20 protein-coding genes are annotated in these 19,565 nt (G+C 39.8%); 18 read left to right on the top strand and 2 right to left on the bottom strand.

What is annotated here, in order from left to right; genetic code table 11:
• From J2Z66_RS09465 to J2Z66_RS09385, 17 genes are all read left to right on the top strand, one after another.
• Window positions 1–1,200, top strand: coding sequence for a glycosyltransferase (locus J2Z66_RS09465; RefSeq protein WP_209971142.1), 1,200 nt, complete (start codon window positions 1–3; stop codon window positions 1,198–1,200).
• 37 nt (window positions 1,201–1,237) lie between these two features.
• Complete coding sequence (gene galE / locus J2Z66_RS09460) at window positions 1,238–2,284, top strand: UDP-glucose 4-epimerase GalE (RefSeq protein ID WP_209971141.1); 1,047 nt, start codon at window positions 1,238–1,240, stop codon at window positions 2,282–2,284.
• A complete protein-coding gene (locus tag J2Z66_RS09455) occupies window positions 2,284–2,880 on the top strand; it encodes a sugar transferase (protein ID WP_209971140.1) in 597 nt (198 codons plus the stop codon). Before galE ends, J2Z66_RS09455 begins: the two co-directional genes overlap by 1 nt.
• A 21-nt stretch (window positions 2,881–2,901) precedes the next feature.
• Window positions 2,902–4,071, top strand: coding sequence for an aminotransferase class I/II-fold pyridoxal phosphate-dependent enzyme (locus J2Z66_RS09450; RefSeq protein WP_209971139.1), 1,170 nt, complete (start codon window positions 2,902–2,904; stop codon window positions 4,069–4,071).
• A 141-nt stretch (window positions 4,072–4,212) separates the two neighbouring features.
• A complete protein-coding gene (locus tag J2Z66_RS09445) occupies window positions 4,213–4,554 on the top strand; it encodes a helix-turn-helix domain-containing protein (protein WP_209971138.1) in 342 nt (113 codons plus the stop codon).
• Complete coding sequence (locus J2Z66_RS44020; RefSeq protein WP_376774372.1) at window positions 4,538–4,972, top strand: VanZ family protein; 435 nt, start codon at window positions 4,538–4,540, stop codon at window positions 4,970–4,972. Before J2Z66_RS09445 ends, J2Z66_RS44020 begins: the two co-directional genes overlap by 17 nt.
• Window positions 4,973–5,225: 253 nt before the next feature.
• Window positions 5,226–5,564 (top strand): helix-turn-helix domain-containing protein, encoded by a 339-nt coding sequence (locus tag J2Z66_RS09435; protein ID WP_209971136.1) that lies wholly within the window; start codon window positions 5,226–5,228, stop codon window positions 5,562–5,564.
• Between the two features lie 368 nt (window positions 5,565–5,932).
• Complete coding sequence (locus tag J2Z66_RS09430) at window positions 5,933–6,889, top strand: fibronectin type III domain-containing protein (RefSeq protein WP_209971135.1); 957 nt, start codon at window positions 5,933–5,935, stop codon at window positions 6,887–6,889.
• Window positions 6,890–6,920: 31 nt separating this feature from the next.
• The gene (locus J2Z66_RS09425) at window positions 6,921–9,524 is read left to right on the top strand and encodes a right-handed parallel beta-helix repeat-containing protein (protein ID WP_209971134.1); all 2,604 of its coding nucleotides are present in this window, start codon (window positions 6,921–6,923) and stop codon (window positions 9,522–9,524) included.
• A 106-nt stretch (window positions 9,525–9,630) separates the two neighbouring features.
• The gene (locus J2Z66_RS09420) at window positions 9,631–10,791 is read left to right on the top strand and encodes an acyltransferase family protein (protein ID WP_209971133.1); all 1,161 of its coding nucleotides are present in this window, start codon (window positions 9,631–9,633) and stop codon (window positions 10,789–10,791) included.
• A gap of 259 nt (window positions 10,792–11,050) precedes the next feature.
• Complete coding sequence (locus J2Z66_RS09415; RefSeq protein ID WP_209971132.1) at window positions 11,051–11,341, top strand: hypothetical protein; 291 nt, start codon at window positions 11,051–11,053, stop codon at window positions 11,339–11,341.
• Window positions 11,342–11,618: 277 nt separating this feature from the next.
• Window positions 11,619–12,620 (top strand): HD domain-containing phosphohydrolase, encoded by a 1,002-nt coding sequence (locus J2Z66_RS09410; protein ID WP_209971131.1) that lies wholly within the window; start codon window positions 11,619–11,621, stop codon window positions 12,618–12,620.
• Between the two features lie 183 nt (window positions 12,621–12,803).
• Window positions 12,804–13,586: an SDR family NAD(P)-dependent oxidoreductase gene (locus J2Z66_RS09405; protein WP_209971130.1), complete on the top strand. Its 783-nt coding sequence runs from the start codon at window positions 12,804–12,806 to the stop codon at window positions 13,584–13,586.
• A gap of 413 nt (window positions 13,587–13,999) precedes the next feature.
• Entirely contained in the window at window positions 14,000–14,737 is a 738-nt protein-coding gene (locus J2Z66_RS09400; RefSeq protein ID WP_209971129.1) for a transposase, read from the top strand.
• Window positions 14,738–14,963: 226 nt separating this feature from the next.
• Complete coding sequence (locus tag J2Z66_RS09395) at window positions 14,964–15,719, top strand: YqjF family protein (RefSeq protein ID WP_209971128.1); 756 nt, start codon at window positions 14,964–14,966, stop codon at window positions 15,717–15,719.
• A 136-nt stretch (window positions 15,720–15,855) separates the two neighbouring features.
• Window positions 15,856–16,713, top strand: coding sequence for a DMT family transporter (locus tag J2Z66_RS09390; protein WP_209971127.1), 858 nt, complete (start codon window positions 15,856–15,858; stop codon window positions 16,711–16,713).
• Between the two features lie 212 nt (window positions 16,714–16,925).
• Window positions 16,926–17,564, top strand: coding sequence for a rhomboid family intramembrane serine protease (locus tag J2Z66_RS09385; RefSeq protein ID WP_312894469.1), 639 nt, complete (start codon window positions 16,926–16,928; stop codon window positions 17,562–17,564).
• Window positions 17,565–17,625: 61 nt separating this feature from the next.
• Here J2Z66_RS09385 and J2Z66_RS09380 read toward each other — a convergent pair whose 3' ends face one another.
• Complete coding sequence (locus tag J2Z66_RS09380) at window positions 17,626–17,904, bottom strand: DUF2653 family protein (protein ID WP_209971125.1); 279 nt, start codon at window positions 17,902–17,904, stop codon at window positions 17,626–17,628.
• 3 nt (window positions 17,905–17,907) lie between these two features.
• Window positions 17,908–18,327: a hypothetical protein gene (locus J2Z66_RS09375; protein ID WP_209971124.1), complete on the bottom strand. Its 420-nt coding sequence runs from the start codon at window positions 18,325–18,327 to the stop codon at window positions 17,908–17,910.
• 209 nt (window positions 18,328–18,536) lie between these two features.
• Between J2Z66_RS09375 and J2Z66_RS09370 the strand changes: the two genes are divergently transcribed.
• Window positions 18,537–19,541 carry a DoxX family membrane protein gene (locus J2Z66_RS09370; RefSeq protein WP_209971123.1) on the top strand — a complete coding sequence of 335 codons (1,005 nt, stop codon included), beginning with the start codon at window positions 18,537–18,539 and terminating at the stop codon, window positions 19,539–19,541.
• Window positions 19,542–19,565 lie beyond the last annotated feature (24 nt).

The raw sequence follows: 19,565 nt of genomic DNA, 5'->3' as shown, positions 1-19,565 counted from the left end.
ATGAAAAAACAGGTATTAATTTCAGTCTATGATATGGAAATCGGCGGTATTGAAAGAAGCTTGATTAATATGCTGGAAAGCTTCGATTACGACAACTATGATGTAGATGTTTTGGTATGTAATCATACAGGCGACTTTATGAGCTTAATTCCAGCCCAAGCCAATATTTTGCCACAAGTTGATAAATATACGGTTTTTAGAAAGTCTGTTACGCAATGTGTTAAAGAGGGACATTACTCCATAACCGTCATCAGACTCATGTGCAAATTCATCGCAAGTATGAAAGCAAGGGCAAGGAAGCTTAAAGAAGGCCCTGGATACATTCAAATGCAGCTTGTTTCGAAATATACATCCTTTTTGATACCTAAAATACATAAAAAATATGATCTTGCCATCAGTTATGCCTGGCCGCATGATTTGATAGCTAATAAGGTCGACGCAGCTAAGAAAATAGCCTGGATCCATACGGATTACAGTGAATTGGAAATAGATAATGAATTAGACCTCAAAGCTTGGAGCAAGTTTGATTATATCGCATCGATCTCTGATGCTTGTACGAAATCATTTTTAACTAAGTACCCGTCTTTAGAGAAAAAAATCTTTCTGGTTGAAAATATTACCTCACCAGCATTTATTAAGAAAATGGCTGTAGAATCTGTCTCGTTAACGGCAAAAAAGGAAGAAGTGTTTAAGCTGATTTCTGTTGGCAGACTATCTTATGTGAAGGGATTTGATATGGCGGTCCAGGCATTGAGAAAGTTGCATGATAAAGGGCTGACGAATATGAAGTGGTATGTAATCGGATATGGTGGATATGAAGAGAAGCTTAAACAACTTATTGCTGAAAATAATTTGACGGACAGCTTTATTTTGCTAGGTAAAAAGACGAATCCATACCCGTACATAAAAGCATGTGATTTATATGTGCAGCCGTCCCGATATGAAGGAAAAGCTGTCACGGTTACAGAAGCGCAAATTATTGGAATGCCTACTCTCATTACTAATTTTCCAACAGCAAAAAGTCAGCTTCATGATGGTTTGGATGGAACAATTTGCGAGCTGTCTGTGGATGGATTAGTAGAAGGAATTGAAGAGCTTTATAGAAATGCGGAGTTAAGACAGAAGCTGGCCGACAACTGCAGCGTTAGGGATTATGGCAACAAGGAAGAAATCAATAAATTATATCGCTTGATAGGTTGATAGGTTGATCTCAAACAAAACCAGGGAGGAAAAACAAATGGCCATACTCGTAACCGGAGGGTCCGGTTATATCGGAAGTCATACCTGTGTGGAATTATTGAATGCCGGGTATGAAATAGTCGTTGTAGATAATTTGACTAATAGCAGCGTAGAGTCGCTTAGACGAGTTAAGGAAATAACTGGTAAGGATTTTAAGTTTTATCAAGTGGATTTATTAGACCAGGAAATGCTTGAGAAGGTTTTTGCTCAAATTAAGATTGATGCTGTGATTCATTTTGCTGGACTTAAAGCGGTCGGTGAGTCGGTTCGTTTGCCGCTCTGGTATTATCACAATAATATTTCGGGTACTCTCGTGCTTTGTAAGGTGATGGAGAAATACAGAGTTAAAAAAATGGTGTTCAGCTCATCCGCCACGGTGTACGGAGCGCCGGAGCGGGTACCTATCTCCGAGGATTTGCAGCTGCATGCAACGAATCCTTATGGCCGTACCAAGCTGATGATTGAAGAAATTTTGCGTGATTTGCACGAATCCGACAACAAATGGAGCATTGCCCTTCTGCGTTACTTTAATCCTATTGGCGGGCATGAAAGTGGCCAACTGGGAGAGGATCCCAATGGTATACCAAACAATCTAATGCCTTATATGACACAGGTTGCTGCCGGGAGACTGAAGGAGCTTAGCATTTATGGGAATGACTATCCGACGATGGATGGCACAGGTGTAAGAGATTATATCCATGTGGTCGATCTGGCGTTGGGGCATTTAAAGGCTTTGGAGAAGGTCATGTCTGCCAGCGGCGTAGATGCGTACAACCTTGGGACTGGGCGGGGATACAGTGTGTTGGACATGGTTGCTGCATTTGAGAAGGCGTCAGGGCAGACCATTCCCTATAAAATCACGGATCGAAGGCCAGGTGACATCGGGGTTTGCTATGCGGATCCGACAAAGGCTGAGCAGGAGCTTGGATGGTCCGCGGATAAAGGAATCGAAGAGATGTGCCGGGATTCATGGCGGTGGCAATCGAATAACCCGTATGGCTATGAAGAAGAGGATAAATATATCAACAGGAGATTGATCATTTAATGAAGCGACTTTTTGATTTGGTGGTTTCTATTTGTTTATTAGTGCTTTTTTCGGTGGTTATACTGATCGTTGCCGTTTTGGTCAGGTTGAAGCTGGGAGCTCCTGTTGTGTTTAAACAAGAGCGGCCCGGATTGCATGGCAAGCCCTTTTATCTATACAAATTCCGTACCATGAAAGATGCAAAAGATCGCGATGGGAACGTTTTGCCCGACTATATCAGATTGACTCCATTCGGACAGCGGCTGCGGAAATACAGTCTGGATGAGCTGCTGCAGCTGCTAAACGTTATAAAAGGCGATATCAGCTTGGTAGGGCCGAGACCTCTGTTGGTGGATTACCTGCCGTTATATACGGAAAAGCAAGCAAAGCGGCATGAGGTGAAGCCGGGAATTACGGGATGGGCCCAAATAAACGGCAGAAATACGATTTCGTGGGAAGAGAAATTCGAGCTTGATGTCTGGTATGTGGAAAATCAGAGCTTCCTTCTCGATTTGAAAATACTATTTTTAACCTTCAATAAAGTGCTGCGCTCAGAAGGAGTTAGTCATGGGAATCATGTGACTATGGAGAAATTTTCAGGTTCTAAATTAGGATGAAAAAGGAGTGGGGAAACCTGCATGTTTACGCCAAAAAGAAAAATCTTTCTTTCCGCGCCACATATGAGTGGCAATGAGCTTCACTATATCAAAGATGCCTTTGATACAAATTGGATTGCCCCTCTAGGTCCCCATGTCGATGCATTCGAAAAAGAACTGGCAGCCTATGCCGGAGTTAATGATGCTGCTGCAGTGAGCTCGGGGACGGCTGCCATTCATTTGGCTTTGCGGCTGATTGATGTTCAAGAAGGGGACATGGTCTTCTGTTCAAGCCTTACATTTATCGCAAGCGCGAATCCGATCTTGTACTCGGGGGCTGTACCGGTGTTTATTGATTCTGAGCCAGAAACCTGGAACATGTCACCAGTTGCCTTAAAAAATGCACTGCTTGCAGCAGACCAGGAAGGGAAGCTGCCTAAAGCGGTTATCGTCGTTAACTTATATGGCCAGAGTGCAAAAATGGATGAAATTATTGCGCTATGTGAAGCCTTTGATGTTCCTGTCATTGAGGACGCGGCAGAATCGCTGGGTTCCACTTACAAAGGGAGAGCAAGCGGGTCATTTGGCAAGTATGGCATCTATTCATTTAATGGAAATAAGATTATTACAACCTCAGGCGGTGGGATGCTGATTTCCAACGATGTTGAAGGCTTGAAGCAGGCTCGCTTTTTGGCGACACAGGCACGTGACCAAGCTGCACATTATCAGCATAGCCAACTGGGATATAACTATCGGATGAGCAATGTGTTAGCTGGGATTGGCAGAGCTCAGCTGCAGATTTTGGAAGATCGCGTTGCTGTCAAAAGAACGATATTCAATCGGTATGAACAGGAAATGGCCCATTTACCGGGAGTTCGCTTTATGCCGGAGCTTGAGCATACACGTTCAAATCGCTGGCTGACGACTTTGACCCTGGAGGAAAAGGAAGCAGGCGTATCCATCGGAGTACTGCTGGCAGCACTGGCGGAAGAAAATATCGAAGCCCGTCCTGTGTGGAAACCACTCCATATGCAGCCTTTGTTTGAAGGAGCCAAATATTATTCGCACAGTTCCAATGAAAGTGTTTCCGAGCAATTGTTTAAAAAGGGCATATGCTTGCCTTCCGGAACTCAAATGACGATAGATGAGCAGATGAGGGTTATTGACTGTATGAAGCAATGTTGGGTTAAGGAGAAAAGCATTAGTGCTTAGTTCACTAGTGCTTAATCCGTCTAATACTCCAGCAGTTTTAACCTACAGAAACACTGTATACAGAAGCATTATACTTCGTTGAAGGAGGTGATACATTAGCAGTGTGTACTAAACTTTGTATAACTTTGGAGTTGAAGAATAATGCTTGGAACTAATATTTCCTCAGTTCGGAAAAAAAGAGGACTGACCTTGTCCGAACTCTCGGAAAGGACGGGTATTTCCAAATCCTATTTAAGCAATATTGAAAGAAACCTCAAGCAGAATCCTTCCATTCATGTGATGGAAAAAATTGCTGCGGTACTAAAGGTAGATCTCAAAACATTGCTTGAAATCAACACGGAAATGGAAGTAAAACATCATTTGGACAAAGAGTGGATGGAATTTATTTATGATTTGAAGCAATCAGGGATTGAAAAGGATCAAATTCATGAATATAAAATTGTGATTGATTTTGTCAAATGGCATAATGATAACGCCAAGTAGAGCTAAGGCAAAGAAAGCCCAACTGCTGAAACCTTGGTTCTGGTGGATTATGTTAGCGATATCAATGGGCGCCGTATATATACTTACATCTTTTCAGATATTCACTGGTGAACACACTGTTTTGGTCATCCGGCAAATAACGGGTTTGAATGAACCCGACGCTTATCTTATGAATGCGATTGCTCGCAAATCCGCCCACGTACTTATTTATGGGTTTCTGGCCATCCTGTTCTATAGGGTGATCAGAAAGCGCTCCATTTGGTACGCGTGGCTCTGTACGCTCTTTCTCGCCACATTAGATGAATGGCTGCAGTCTTTCGTCCCTGGAAGGACACCTTCAGGCAGGGATGTTGTGCTGGATTCAATAGCAGCTTTTATATTTCTATTGGGCATAGTTTTTTTTAGGAAGCGACGGTAACTTTGACACTTAAAGATCGCATATCCCGGGCCTTGTTGGGCTTATTGGAGAGCGGTCTTTTTTATTTTTTGCGCATATTTTTTTGTGAATCCGCTTTATCACGTTAATGTGAAGAAGTGTGAAGAAAGCTTATTAGGTTTTATCGATTATGATTTTTATTTTTGTTCTGTATAAATAACGAATTGTTCGTTGAAAGGAAATCTGCTATAATAACATACATGCACAAGATAACTGTCAAAAGGGAAGATCTGAAATGATTGGTAAACGTGTTCTGCAACTGAGAAAAGAAAAGGGAATGTCTCTTACGGAGCTGGCGGAACGTGCGGGTGTTGCTAAATCATATATCAGCAACTTGGAGCGCGACATACAGAAAAATCCTTCGATACAGTTTCTCGAAAAAATTGCCGGTGTTTTAAAAGTTCCAGTTGATAGGCTGATTGATCAGGATGTAACAGTCTCGAAGGACAGTGACCTTGATCAGGAATGGTACGACATTGTGAAGGAAGCAATGACATCAGGAGTCGACAAACAGCAGTTTCGGGAGTTCTTGGATTTTAATAAATGGAGAAAGAATCGTCCTAACGATGACTAGGCCCAAGGGTCTATCATGGATGAAGTACGAAAGCCACTCGAATCTTCGGGTGGTTTTTTTCATTTGTCTTTTATTCATAAGGATGTCAGTAAAGCCGTTCGATCTATTCAAGCGGTTATTTTCCTTTTTCTCTATGAAAAGGGAATCTTGTTTTTTCAGGATTGTCCATATGGTCAGTTCTTAGAAAAATTCTTATGTTGATTATTCGATTGAGGGGGAGAAAGCTAAGATATATGGACCTACCTACAAAAGCACATACCAAAAGAAAGAGTACTGAATATAATAAATAAGATTAAATCTAAAATGAATCCAGCGGATGCTGACAAGTTCATTGATTTTATGTGAGGCTAGAGGAGGGAGATGAGTGTGTGAGTTGGATTAAAGCAATTATCCTTCAAGCAAATAAATCCACGTTAGATAAGCTTAGTGACAATGGGAATATTCTTTTATTTAATGGAAGTCCTGTTGGTGGTGGAGATATTAGTGGAATTTCATTTGAGGATTGGACAGTAGGCCAACAAGTACAAATTGTAGATGATATTCCCCCATTAGATCCAGAGGTTGCAACTATTTCAATATCAAATGTACAGCAAACAAGTTTAACATTAAATTGGGGTCAGAGCGCATCATTAGATGTGAGTGAGTATGAAGTTTATAAGGGAGGAACTATTATGGCTACTTTAGCCCCCCCTTATTCTAAATTCCAATTTTTAGAATATAAAGTAACGCAATTATTACCAAATACCACTTATACTTTTTCAATAAAAGCAGTAGATACCTCAAATAACAGGTCTAAAGGCGTAAGTATAACTACAAAAACAATTGGTAATCGAGCAATAGCGATGAATGGAATCACTGACTTTTTGAAATTGCCATCACTCACTTTCACAACTATCGAGTTGAAATTTGCTCTTCACCTACCCATTCCAGTTCCTAGTAATGTATCTATAGTGGATGCAAGGAGTGGAATTGCTAATGCTTACTATGAAAGATCTTCAAATGGTTCAGACAACATAGGAGCCGGATGGAATTCCATTTATATAAATGGTGTTATAAATCAAAATATTCCAATCCCGAATGATGTGGTAACAATATTGCAATTAAATTTGTCTTACGCGGGTACCGACGATATAAATATTTTCTCAAACTCTGGTGGAGAGCAACGTGCAGCAGGTTCGATTTACTATGTTAAATTATTCAATAACGGGAATTTAGTTGCATATTACGATTTTACAACACAATTTATAGGTAGCGTTGTTGATGATAGTAGCGGCAAAGGAAGTCCAGCAGCTATATTAACTGGAGGAACCTGGATAACTCCATAATAAATAATGATCGGAGAAATGAGGGTTTAGTATGCTGGGGAAAATTAAATCTATATTCGATAATGCTAATGGTCAATATGCTTTCCCTGTTACTGTTGCAGAAGCGGTATATGTAGATGCTGATACAAGTCTTAAAAATATACTGGATGAATGGAAATCTGAAATGGGTGAAACATTCAGATCCTATGTATTAGAGTTAAAGAGATGGGGAGTTAAAAATACTTCATCTGATTTTTCTAATAAAACAGATGCAGTGTATAACTCAATTGGAATTAATAAAGCCCTTCAATGGGCTTCTACACAAGGTTATGCTGAAGTTATATTACCTCAAGGTACTTACCTTATCGATGAAGAAAACTCTATTGTTCCTCAAAAATTTATGTCTCTCAACTTAAATGGGTCAACTTTAAGAATAAGAAATAATGGATTTCAACGTTATGCAATTGTAAAAATTGCAAATAATCAGATCTACTCACGTGTTACAAATGGAAAAATTCAAGGGGACAGACTAACTCATGATTACTCTAGTGGAGGGACTCATGAAGGTGGTAGCGGAATAGACGTTTTTGGCGGTGTAAGATTTATTTCAATTGACAATCTAGAAATTTATGATTGTACAGGCGATGCTATCACTGTTAGTGGGACAGATGGGCAGGTACCCCTGCAACCCTTAAATTCTTCCTCGCTTTGGGAGCAAGGGGCAGTATCACTGTCTGATGGCAGCATGATACTAAGCCCTACTAAAATTCGCTTAAAAGGAACTATTGATTTAAGTTCTGCACTAATCGCTAAAAATGGCTATTTTGGATTATATGGTGATGGTTATGGAGGACTTGGATCTGATTTAACAGCAAGGTATTTTGATTTAATTTTCTATAAAAATGACAAATCATTTCTTTCGTCCATTAATAGTGCTGATTTTTATGAAGAAATCATGATTCCAATGGGAGCCAGATACGCATCGATAGTGCTCGATCAACCTCAGATTCCAACAAATATCACAATAACAGTTAGAAGTATAGAGAATCCTCGGAATACTTATATCGAGAAATGTAATCTTCACCATTGCAGAAGACAGGGCTTGAGTTTATCTGGAAAATGGATTTATGTTAGAGACAATGAAATACATCATATCGGTGGAAATACCCAAACTGATGGTACTCCTCCTATGGGAGGCATAGATATTGAGGATGGCTACTCAGGCAATCAGTGGATTTTTATCGACAAAAATTATTTTCATAGTTGTCAAAATTACACTATTGTAATGAAAGCATCAAGAAACATTAAAATTACAAGAAATAAGATACAAGGGAAGTTTGGTGCTTCCATCAATTCATATAATACATTATTCTCGATAAGTGTAGGTTCACAGCAAATGTTAGTATCTCAGAATACGTTTATGCATACTGCCATGTCTTTTTATGGAGAAACTATTGCATCGGATAACTATTTTGAAGGTTGTGTTCTTAATCTTGCCACAGAGGATGCATCACGTGACAAAGATGTTTTAATTGACAATTGTTATTTTTATAATTCTACAGTTACATTAAGCAGAACAACAAAATATAAAATCAGAATAAAGGGATGCAGTTTTATAAACGATTCGAATAAAGCATACCTGGGTATTTTGCAAACAATTAGTTTCAATAATGAACCTCAAATACTATCGGATTGTATATTTAGAGGAAATGATACAAATTACGTATTTTCTCCTTTCAACAATCTAAAATCTGGATGGATATTTAATAACGTCACTTTTCAGGATATAACCAGAGGTGTCGGACTACCCAGCGGGTCTTATGTTGGATGTACGTTTGATAATGTCGGAGTTATAACTACACATGATGGTGGCAGTTCACTTACTGATTTAACCTGGGAGTTTAGAGCTTGTAAATTCAATATGAATACCGATTGTATTCAAGTAAATGCTGGTCGATATGTAAGTTTAATTGATTCACTCATCGTATCACAAGGAAATGGCTTTGCTATACAGTTAGATTCAAAAAATGTGGAATGTAAGATTGTTAATTGCAGTATCAGATTCCCTAATAGCAGTAATACTGCTGAGTTCTTACAACTGAAGCCGACTTATATGGGTATACAAATGTTACTTGACAATAATGAGTTTTCCTGTTCAGACACTTTTAAAAAGAAATTGATAAATGTATTTGGAAGTTCTGTCAACACAGATTTAGAAATTCTAATCAGAAATAATATGCTAAAGAATGTCGATCTAACTAGTAACTATGCAGGAAAAGTTACGATGATAAATAACTCCATAGACGGAGTAACCGACCCATACAACTATGTAACATCAATTACTAATAATAAATATTACAAACTATATCAAAAAATATACAATAGTGGATTCAGTTCAGGAAGTAATGAAGGCTGGATATGTACTTTAGCTGGCTACACTAATAATACTTCGTGGTCGGCATCAACAAGTTATACAATGGGCTCAAGAATTAATTATTTAGGTCATGTTTATCAAGCTCAGAATGCTGGTACATCTGGATCTTCTATTCCCTCATTCCCAATCATTTCTGGAAGTACAGTTATTGATAGCGGAAGTATTACTTGGAAGGAGATTGGGTTGGTTGCTGCATTTAAATCATTCGGTACAATTCAATAAAGGTGCCCCGCTATATAAATCGTATTTATAGTTGACATTAAGTACAATATTTAATATATTCTTTATAAAGAACTATTTGATCTCATTAAAGAATTGAGGTTTATAAGTGAATAGACGATTTGAAGAATTGGATTCTTTAAGAGGGATAGCTGCTATGACTGTTTTATTAGCACACTTATTCGTTATAACTCCGAGCCTATATTTAATTAATAAATTTATGAATACACCTTTGCATATGTTCTGGGGAGGACATGAAGCAGTAATATTATTTTTCATACTAAGTGGCTTTGTACTATCTTTACCTTACTACAATCAAAATGCTTTAAATTATAAAGATTATTTAATTAGAAGAGTATGCAGAATTTACATTCCCTATATTTCTTGTATCATTCTTTCAGTCATTCTTTTAAGCTTTTTTTCTCGTGTTTCTATATACGAAATGACAAATGTATTCGAAGGAACTTGGGAAAATTCAGTTTCCAGTAAATTATTAATAAGTCATTTTTTATTTTTGGGGGATTTTAATAGCTTAAGTTATAATCCTGTAGTATGGTCGCTTGTTCATGAAATGAGAATATCAATCGTATTTCCGTTCGTCATGTACTTTGTAGTTAAATTAAGCTGGAAAAAAAATATATTTTTTGCGTTATCTTGTACTGTTATATTTTTTTTGTTATGGTATTTATCTCTTAACATACTGAACTACAATCCAACGTATTTAATTTCTATTCACTATATTGGATTGTTCATTTTAGGAGCATTATTGGCAAAACATCGACAATATATAAGCGATCTTTACGATAGGTTATCCGTTATAATCAAATTATTCATATTATTAATAGGCATCTTAGCTTATACTTATACGTGGTGGTTCTTGCCCAACCATGGTCGCTTGCATTTAACAATAATAAATGACTGGTTTATTGCTATCGGAGGCTCTATCTTCATTATCTATAGTATTAAATCGACTATTTTCAAAAAAATTCTATTATTGAAACCAATTCATTTCATAGGTAAAACTTCATACAGTTTGTATCTTTTTCATATGCCACTCATTTTAACTTTGTTGAATGTATTTTATGGGAAAATTCCCACTGGTTATATAATTATTATTGCATTTATATCCTCTTTTATTTTGGCAGGAGTAACATATTACCTAATTGAAAAGCCATCTATCAAATTAGGGAAGTATATTACTAATAAAATGAAACTTAACTCATCCAAGTTGAAAAGCAATAAAATTAAAATCGAAGGCAATCAAGCATAATTTCGACGATAAAACTGTAAATTCAGAAGGATAAAAAGTCAGTTTCACAGCTCGCATGAGTTCTACTCAGAAGTTGGACGGCAAAGCACCCTCATTTGGATTGAGGGCTTTTTTTATTTTCCCCACGCCTAGCCACGCTAGGCACATCTAATCGATGGAAGTTCAGTAGATTCAAAAAGAGACTAACCCATATGTAATTTGTTAACTGTAGCCAAAAGTAACCATTCTGCTATGTTACATCGTAACAGGTGGGAGAAAGATGAGGGAAGTAGCCAAAGCTTTTTCCAGTATTATTTCGTTACTTTTTTACAATTTAAGTGTGTTGAACGGCAAGTTTTTTAATACACAGTCTTCCACTCTAGATTATTATGTGAATATTTTTTTGACTTTGATCCATCAGAGCGGATATATGTACATTACTATACCGATGGATGAGGATGTAGGTTGCAGCACCTTTGCGAAAATTATGAAGGAAGAAGCGGCGCCGGCAGAAGTGAATTATGTCAAGACGGGTGAAAAATTCCACATTCTCGAATCCCCGACGCTTTGAAGGGACTTGTGGCGGTCGAGGGTATTAAAGGATATATTCTTATTGCCAAAGGGGAAGTTCTGTTATCCACGGCCGGACGAGCGGCTTCGTTCTTATAAGGGAAGCATCGAATGTTTTTGGGGCACTGGAGATGTTGGCCTCGAACATGAAGTGTCTACCTCCAGCTGTTCATTCCATTGATGATATGTGATTTTGGCTCTGACCGTCTTTTTGCTTCTATGAAACCACATTTGTGATAAAATAGATGGGTATCAAAGACAACTAAGAAGGAGCCGCTATGAACGACAGACTCAACACTTTCCTTTCTTTGGCAGATGCCGTTATCATCACGGATCAAGAGCATCATATACTGGCTGTAAATGAGACATATGCAAGGATTACAGGCTATTCCATCGACACTATTGTAGGCAAAAAGGCAGGTATTCTGCGCACAGCCTATACTCCGAGAGAAACATACAAGAAGATGCATGAGGCGATACGTGCCGGATCTCCTTGGTCTGGAGTATTTACGAATCAAAAACAGAACAAGGATTTATGGCATTCTTCGATCACGATTACCCCCTTTAACATGGATGAGCAAACATACTTCGTCGGCGTGTTCCGTGAGCTGGAGGAATTGGATCGTGGTTTTTATTTGAATGAAGAGCGTATTAGAGGCATTCAAGGATCATTATTAAAAGTACTGGCCATTTCTTGTGAAATAAGGGATCCAGGTATCGAGTCGCATTTATTAAGAGTACAAAAATTAACGGAACTACTAGCTGCCCGCCATAATGAAAGACTTCAGCTAGGCCTGCAGCCTCAAGCGTTATCCCTTATTGCCCACTCGAGCATACTGCATGATATCGGCAAGTCGTCCATTCCCGAAGGCATTCTATATAAGCCTGGACCTCTAGCTGATTACGAGCGTAAAATCATTGAAATGCATACTTTAATCGGTGTGGACATCGTTGATAAGATATATGCCGAATTGGATGACGATTTATTTGAGAGCGAGCTTTCAACAGCCAAGAGCATTATACAGCATCATCATGAAAGATGGGACGGCAGTGGTTATCCGCATCAATTGCAAGGACAACATATTCCGCTTGAAGCACGTATTGTCAGTGTAGTTGATGTCTATGATGCACTTACTACGAAAAGACCCTATAAGGAGAAGTGGAGTGCGGAGCTTGCAGTTAACTATCTTTTGGAACAAAGGAACAAACAATTTGATGCGGAGATAGTCGACTCCTTTATTACTCTTTACAATGAAGGTGCAACTGCCCTAAATGACTGACTCTTTTTTTATACATAGCATACATATTAAACAGCATTTCTTTTCTTAAATAAAACATCAAAACATAAGATCAGATAGATCTAAGCTTGGTATCATAACTGTACTTTTAATTGATACAATTGGTATACTATATTTACTATAAATGAAGTGGGAAAATGGAATATCAATGAGGAGGAAAATCAGATGGATTTGGGGCTAAAAGGGAAGAAAGCTATTGTTACAGGTGGGAGTAAAGGGATTGGTCTGGCTACAGCGCTTTTGCTCGCCTCAGAAGGTGCTGAGGTAGTCATTGTGGCCAGAAGCATTGAGCCGCTGCAGACTGCCGCTGGATTGATTAAAGAGAAGACAGGAACTGAGCCGGTATACATATCTGCAGATGTATCGATAGAGGAAGAAGCTCGCAGAGTGATAGCGGAAACAGTAGAGCGGCTAGGTGGTGTGGATATTCTAGTTAATAATGCAGGCACGTCAGCAGCTCGGCCATTTCCAGAAGTGGACGGTGAGGCATGGACGGCAGACTTGGATCTTAAGCTGATGGGAGCTGTACATTTCTCGCGTGCGGCGCTTCCTCATATGCGCAAAGCAGGTGGAGGCTCAATCGTCAACGTAACGGCTGTTGGGGGTAAAACACCGTCGGCTTCATCACTTCCAAGTTCTGTGAGCCGCGCCGCCGGATTGGCGTTGACCAAAGCGATGAGTAAGGATTTGGCTGCTGATAACATCCGTGTTAACGCGGTGTGCATCGGCAGTATTCGCAGTGACCAAATCGAACGCTTGTGGCAGAAGACAGCTCCAGAACTGTCCTGGGAAGAGTTCGCTGCGAATCCACAACATGACATTCCGCTTGGCAGAATCGGGGATGCGGAAGAAGCGGCGAATGTCATCGCTTTCCTAGCTTCTAAAGCAGCATCCTATGTGACAGGTACCTCTGTTAACATTGATGGAGGCAAAGCTACTGTTCTGTAAGGTCGTTAACAACACAGTTTGAATTCAAACCATCATGGAAAAGATTAATTTCCTGGTGGTTTTTTTATGCATCTAAGCTCCGTTTTCATATCCATACCTTAAGTGTTGTGGGGGAGGGGAGTATTAAACATGAAATTTACTTTTCTGTCATATGTACAAATCGAGAGTATGGCGTTTAGTTCGTCAATTGGATTGTTTATGTATGGAGGGGAGCAGTGTGAAAGAAAATTGTGTTAAGAAAAAAGCCATTGTAGATAATTCAGAAAAAATGAATTCACAATACAATTCTTATACAAATTATACTAAAAAAATGCTTTGAATGAGAACGTTTGTTTGGTATAATGGGTATATATCCCAAGTGAGGATTTGGTTGAAGATAAATCTGGACAACTATTCGATAGGAAGTGATCGAAATGGATGAAATGTTTCTGCAGCATTTTCCCCAGACTTGTAGGAGTGAAGAGGATTGTGAAAAATTTTTATATAAGCTTCGTTGGCCTGCTGGCTTTTGTTGTCCTCGCTGTGATCATGAAAGCTGCTACAAGATCAACACACGTAAATTATATGAATGCCGTGATTGCAGAACTCAGGTGTCTGTGACGGCTGGCACCATCATGCACAAATCGAAGCTCTCATTGTTAGTCTGGTTCAAGGCTATCGATTTATTAGTTGAAGGAGAGAAAACATATACATCGTCTGCATTAGCGGAGGAGCTAGAAATAAACTATCGTTCGGCACGTTTGTTATTGGGAAAGCTAGAAGTGGCACTACATAAGCAATTTAATCGCAGAGACGGGAAATCTAATGATGTAACAAGTAATGGAATTATTTTTCCCCATCATGATGAACACCTTGCCTCTAACAGCGGGCAAATAACCAGTCAGGATAGCTGCGAGCAAGAAATTGCTGCCCATGTATCTGCTTTAACAACTGAGGAACTGGAGTTCATTTCAAGGAAGGCTGATTTAAGAGATGTATCCAAGTTAGGGCATAGACTGCTGGGTAAAATGGGGCTTGGTAGAGAGCGCTTTTCAAGGAGAGGGATGGGACTGACTAGAACTTTATCTTTTGAGGTAGTGCTGAAATGGATGAGTGCTTGTACGTCTGTTTTACTATTTCCCTATTTTTTGCGATATTGGCGTGTTCCTTAAGACATATCCGAACTTGGGTCGGAATAAGCTGGAGAAGTTAAAGCCCAGCTCAAAAAGTCAAAACAAAAAGAAAAAATCGCAACAGCCCTTAACAAGTGCTATTGGGGTTTTGTTAAGGGTTGCTTCTAGATGTTATAAGGTTCTTAAGGGCTTAATATTCTTGCTTCTCAAATCTTTTCAACAGTATAATGGATTATGGAAAGTGAAGCGGGGAGGAAGTGTATACATGACTTCTCTTGATTTGATCAATACTGTGGATCATCGGCCTTATCAGTTGCCTAAGGGGCATTGGGTTATGAAGCAGAGTTGGCATGATCTTTTATTTGCACATTGGCCTGTCCAGGCGAGTGAGTTGCTTCCGCTGATTCCGGAGGGGCTGGAGTTGGAACTGTGGGAAGGTAAACCCTGGATCAGCATTGTACCTTTTCGAATGAGTGGCATAAGGCTTCGGGGGATTCCGCCTATTCCTTTTACGAGTCGTTTTCCAGAGCTTAACGTCCGTACCTATGTAACTTGCAAAGGTAAGCAGGGCGTTTATTTTTTTAGCTTGGAAGCGAGCAGCCGACTTGCTGTTGAAGCTGCAAGAGCTTTTTTTCATCTGCCTTACATGAATGCACAAATTTCTGTTAAGCAAGAAGGACAGTTTATCAGATATAGCAGCAAGAGAACTGATCGAAGAGGGAATCCTGCCTTGTTTTCTGGCAGTTACAGAGCTATAACTCCTGAAGTATTTACTGCAGCGCAAGGGACTTTGCTTCAATGGCTTACAGAACGCTATTGTCTGTATGCTTCTAATAATAGCGGGGAACTTTTTATTGGGGAAATTCATCATTTACCTTGGGGACTGCAGCAAGCTGAGCTCTATACCGATGTAAACACAATGGCGGGGTCACATGGAATTGTGCTGCCGGAGGTAGAACCTCTGTTAACTTTTACAAAGCGGTTAGAAGTTCTGATCTGGCCTATTAAAAAAATTCAGTAAAACTAAAATATGAGCGGACATTTAAAGGTAAGCAAAAAGTAAGCACTCAAAAGTAAGCACTCAAAAGGAAGCTGAAGATTAAGCACTTATTAATAAGCACTCAAAAGTAAGCACTCGGAGAAGGAAGGGGACAGGTGTGTATGGTATAGCTGTTATGCTTGTTCTTAGCTCGGGTTTTCTGCATTCGATTTGGAATTTATATACGAAGAGAAGTGTCAATAAAAATGTTTTTCTTTGGTTCTGCCATCTTATTTCGATAGTTGTATTTTTGCCTTGGACGCTGCTTGAATGGAAGACTTTTGAGATTTCGAGTACAGGGTTACTTGTGGTTGCAGCATCTGTGCTCATACATGGCTTGTATATGGTTTTGCTTGCCGCGGCGTACTCCATTGGCGATTTATCTCAAGTGTATCCAATTATGAGGGGAACGAGCCCTTTATTGGTGCCTGTGGCGGGAGTACTCATTTTTAACGAATCCTTGTCTGTGTACGGCTGGGCAGGAGTGGCTTGCATTGTATGCGGAATTGTATTGTTAAGCAATATTACTTTCAAAAGCAGTTCCATAACCTCTTTTAAAGATTTTAAAGCTCCATTACTGGCACTGGCAGTTGGCATTTGTATTGCGAGTTACATTATAGTAGATAAGATTGCCTTAAATCATGTTTCGGCTGTTGTGTTGATACAGGCTACGAATGTTGGCAATGTCTTAGCTCTTTCTTGGGCTGCATTAAGTTCTAGAGGGTTAAAAAAGGAATGGGCGATAAACTGGAAGGTCACAATATTAGGAGGAGTTATTGCTCCAGGCGGGTATCTTTTATTCCTGCTTGCCTTATCGCTGGCCCCTGTTGCTCAACTGGCTCCGATGAGAGAAATCGGTACTGTGTTTGGTACGATTATGGGCATATTTATACTTCGGGAGAAGCAAGGCATCCGACGAATTTTTACTTCTTTGTTAATAACCATAGGCGTTGTAATTTTAGGGGTATGGGGATAAGTTCAGGTCTATTATCAGATCTATTCTGAGGTCTATTTCTGTTTATTTCAGGTTTATTATTTTGTATATAGATCAGAAAAAATAATCCGCGATAGTTGATGGATGGCCGGTTTTCGTTTTTCTTAATAATTTTGTTATAATTGTTATAATTAAGTTTGAGGTAGTTTGAGGTATTTTAAAGTAAATGAGAAGTTATGAAGGGGCCGGTTAACGTGTTTGTACGGACAGAAAGCTTCAAACAATATATCAGGTTGTATCCAATCACTTCGTTATTGATTCTGGCTAATATTGTGATGCTGATTCTAATGGAGATTTCAGGCTCCTCTCAAGAATCCATAACGCTGCTTAAGTTTGGGGCCTTGTTTGATCTGCCTGATATCCAGCCTGAAGCGTGGCGGTATGTGAGTGCTATTTTTCTACATATAGGAGTTACTCATTTGCTGTTTAATTGCTTTGCTCTGTGCGTGTTTGCACCGCCTTTGGAGCTTATGCTGGGTAAGTGGAGGTATGCTCTTCTTTATGTAGTGTGTGGAATTTTCGGTAATTTGATGAGTCAATGGATGCATAAGGATTATTTTGTTTCGGCTGGGGCATCAGGGGCGATTTTTGGCATTTATGGCGCTTATTTATTTTTGGCCCTGTTTCGTAAGGATATCATTGATAGTCAGACGAAAAAAACGATTGCAACGATTATTGGGGTAGGCTTTATCAGCTCGATCGTGGTTCCCAATGTTGATTTGTATGCGCATTTGGGTGGGTTTATCGGTGGTCTTGTTGTGATGGCACTGATTTCTCTCTCGATTCGAAGGAGATATCGGAAGCGGATGGAAGCAGAACAGAGATTTTCGTGAAACCATTATTGAAAAGAGGAGCGCCGCGGATGGTATGACATCCGCGGCGCTTCTCATTTTTTTATTCGTGAATGATGGCAATCATTTCTTCTTCAATATCAAGCTCTACTTGACTGCGGAAGACACGTTGATTGTATTCATTTAACATATATCGCTCTATGGCTTCTTTCATACTTGCTTCTATCAGAAACTGACTTCTGCCATCGACCACTACTTCTGCGGAGAAGCCTAATGCCTCATCCCATAAAAGCTGGACCTGGACTTGCTCCGGCTTTACTTGCTTGCGCTTGGCCATATGCAGGCAGATCGCGTTCATGATATCCTGTTCGTTCAATTTCATAGGTTAGTTCCTTCTGTGGTCCGGCTTGCGGCGATCCTTGAAGTAAATGACAATTCTTCTAATCACCATGATGAGTACGAAGATGGCGAGCATATTTACCATAAACCCAAGCACATTACCCAGAAAACCCATGCCGCCGAAGAGTCCGCCGAACAGCATACCGGCAATACCTCCGATGAGCAAGCCTTTCATCAAGCCGCCGCCGCTGAAAAATCCGCGATTAGCAGTTGAAGCTGTTCCCGTTGTTGAGGATGTGTTGGTATCTTTTTTGGTCAGGTTGGTGCTGTTAGAGGTTTTGGGCTGCTGTTTGAAGCTTCCAGTTGGAGATTTATAGCCTCCCGATCGTTTGGCTTCAACGCTTGCAGGTGATGTAAGAGCAAAAAATACGAGACATGACATCAAAACTAATAATAACTTTTTCATAGGTTCCTCCTGCGAAAATGATAGTCGAAAAGCTTCTGCTTGTTCATTTTTCTAATACGGATCAGGAAAGCAATAGTTTCATTTTATAAGTTTATTATTTTACATGGTTCGATGAATTGCAGGAGGATACGATCATAGCGGTGAATTATACATGTGGCTAAAATTACATAGGGTTAATTTTTTTTATATGAAAAAGGGGAGATTCGTTGATGAGAAAATTTGTGGCCCTACTCATAGCAATGGTTGCTGCCATAGCAATAAGGCCTTTAACTGCGGAAGCGCATGTAAAGTGGTTCACGGATCTGCATCCGGAAAAAGAAACGATTGCGAATATTATGTCTCCGTTGTTCATGGGACTGGCTGTGTTGGTCGCGTTGGTGCTGGCGGTGCTGACGCAGGTTTTGCCGTCCTTGTCTGGCTGGAAGCTTATGCAAACGGTTGATCTTAAGCTGGATGGGCTGCGTAAATATTCGTTTTTGCTGCTCAAATATGGATTGGCTATCGCTGTCCTCATTCAAGTGCTGTCAGGTTCGCTGCTTGTGCCGGAATTTGAGATCCAAACGCAGCTGCAGACGATTTTACTATGGACTTCGGTCATCCTGCTGCTGATTCCACATCATTTTGCCACGAAAGCAGGAGCCGTTGTTATTTTGATAGTATGTATTAATGTAACGATGGAAGCCGGCTTGTTTCATATGCTGGATTATGCTTTCTATGTGGCCATTGCCGGTGCATTGCTAGTAGAAAAAACAAAGCTTGCCCCATGGGGCTTTCCCTTCTTGTATCTCGGAACTGGATTATCCCTTTGTTGGGTAGCCGTTGAGAAGTGGATCTATCCGATAATGGCTCTGGATATTATTGAGAATCACGGTGTGCCTACATTCGGTTTTTCACCGGACGCTTTTGTGGTTATGGCAGCTTTCATAGAGTTTGTAGTGGGATATTTGCTTGTTGTAGGTATTCTTAACCGCGTTCTGTCCTTGGTTTTGACAGGTATTTTTGTATCGACGACGATGTTGTTTGGAATAACGGAGCTTGTTGGTCATTTTGCCATCCATATCATCTTGCTTATTTTTATTATTGAAGGTGTCAGCTTCTATAAGCCACCTATTCAGATGCACAAGAAGCGGCTGGATCAAATCGTCTTTGTTTCACTAAATTTTATATTTACTTTAGCGACTATTATTTTGATTTATTATCGTTTTGCTAATTAATTGTGCATGGGAGCAGACTGAATG

The sequence above is a fragment of the Paenibacillus eucommiae genome, from assembly GCF_017874215.1.
In the GTDB taxonomy this organism is placed as follows: Bacteria; Bacillota; Bacilli; order Paenibacillales; family NBRC-103111; genus Paenibacillus_AI; species Paenibacillus_AI eucommiae.
This window is presented reverse-complemented; position numbering and strand designations above follow the sequence as displayed.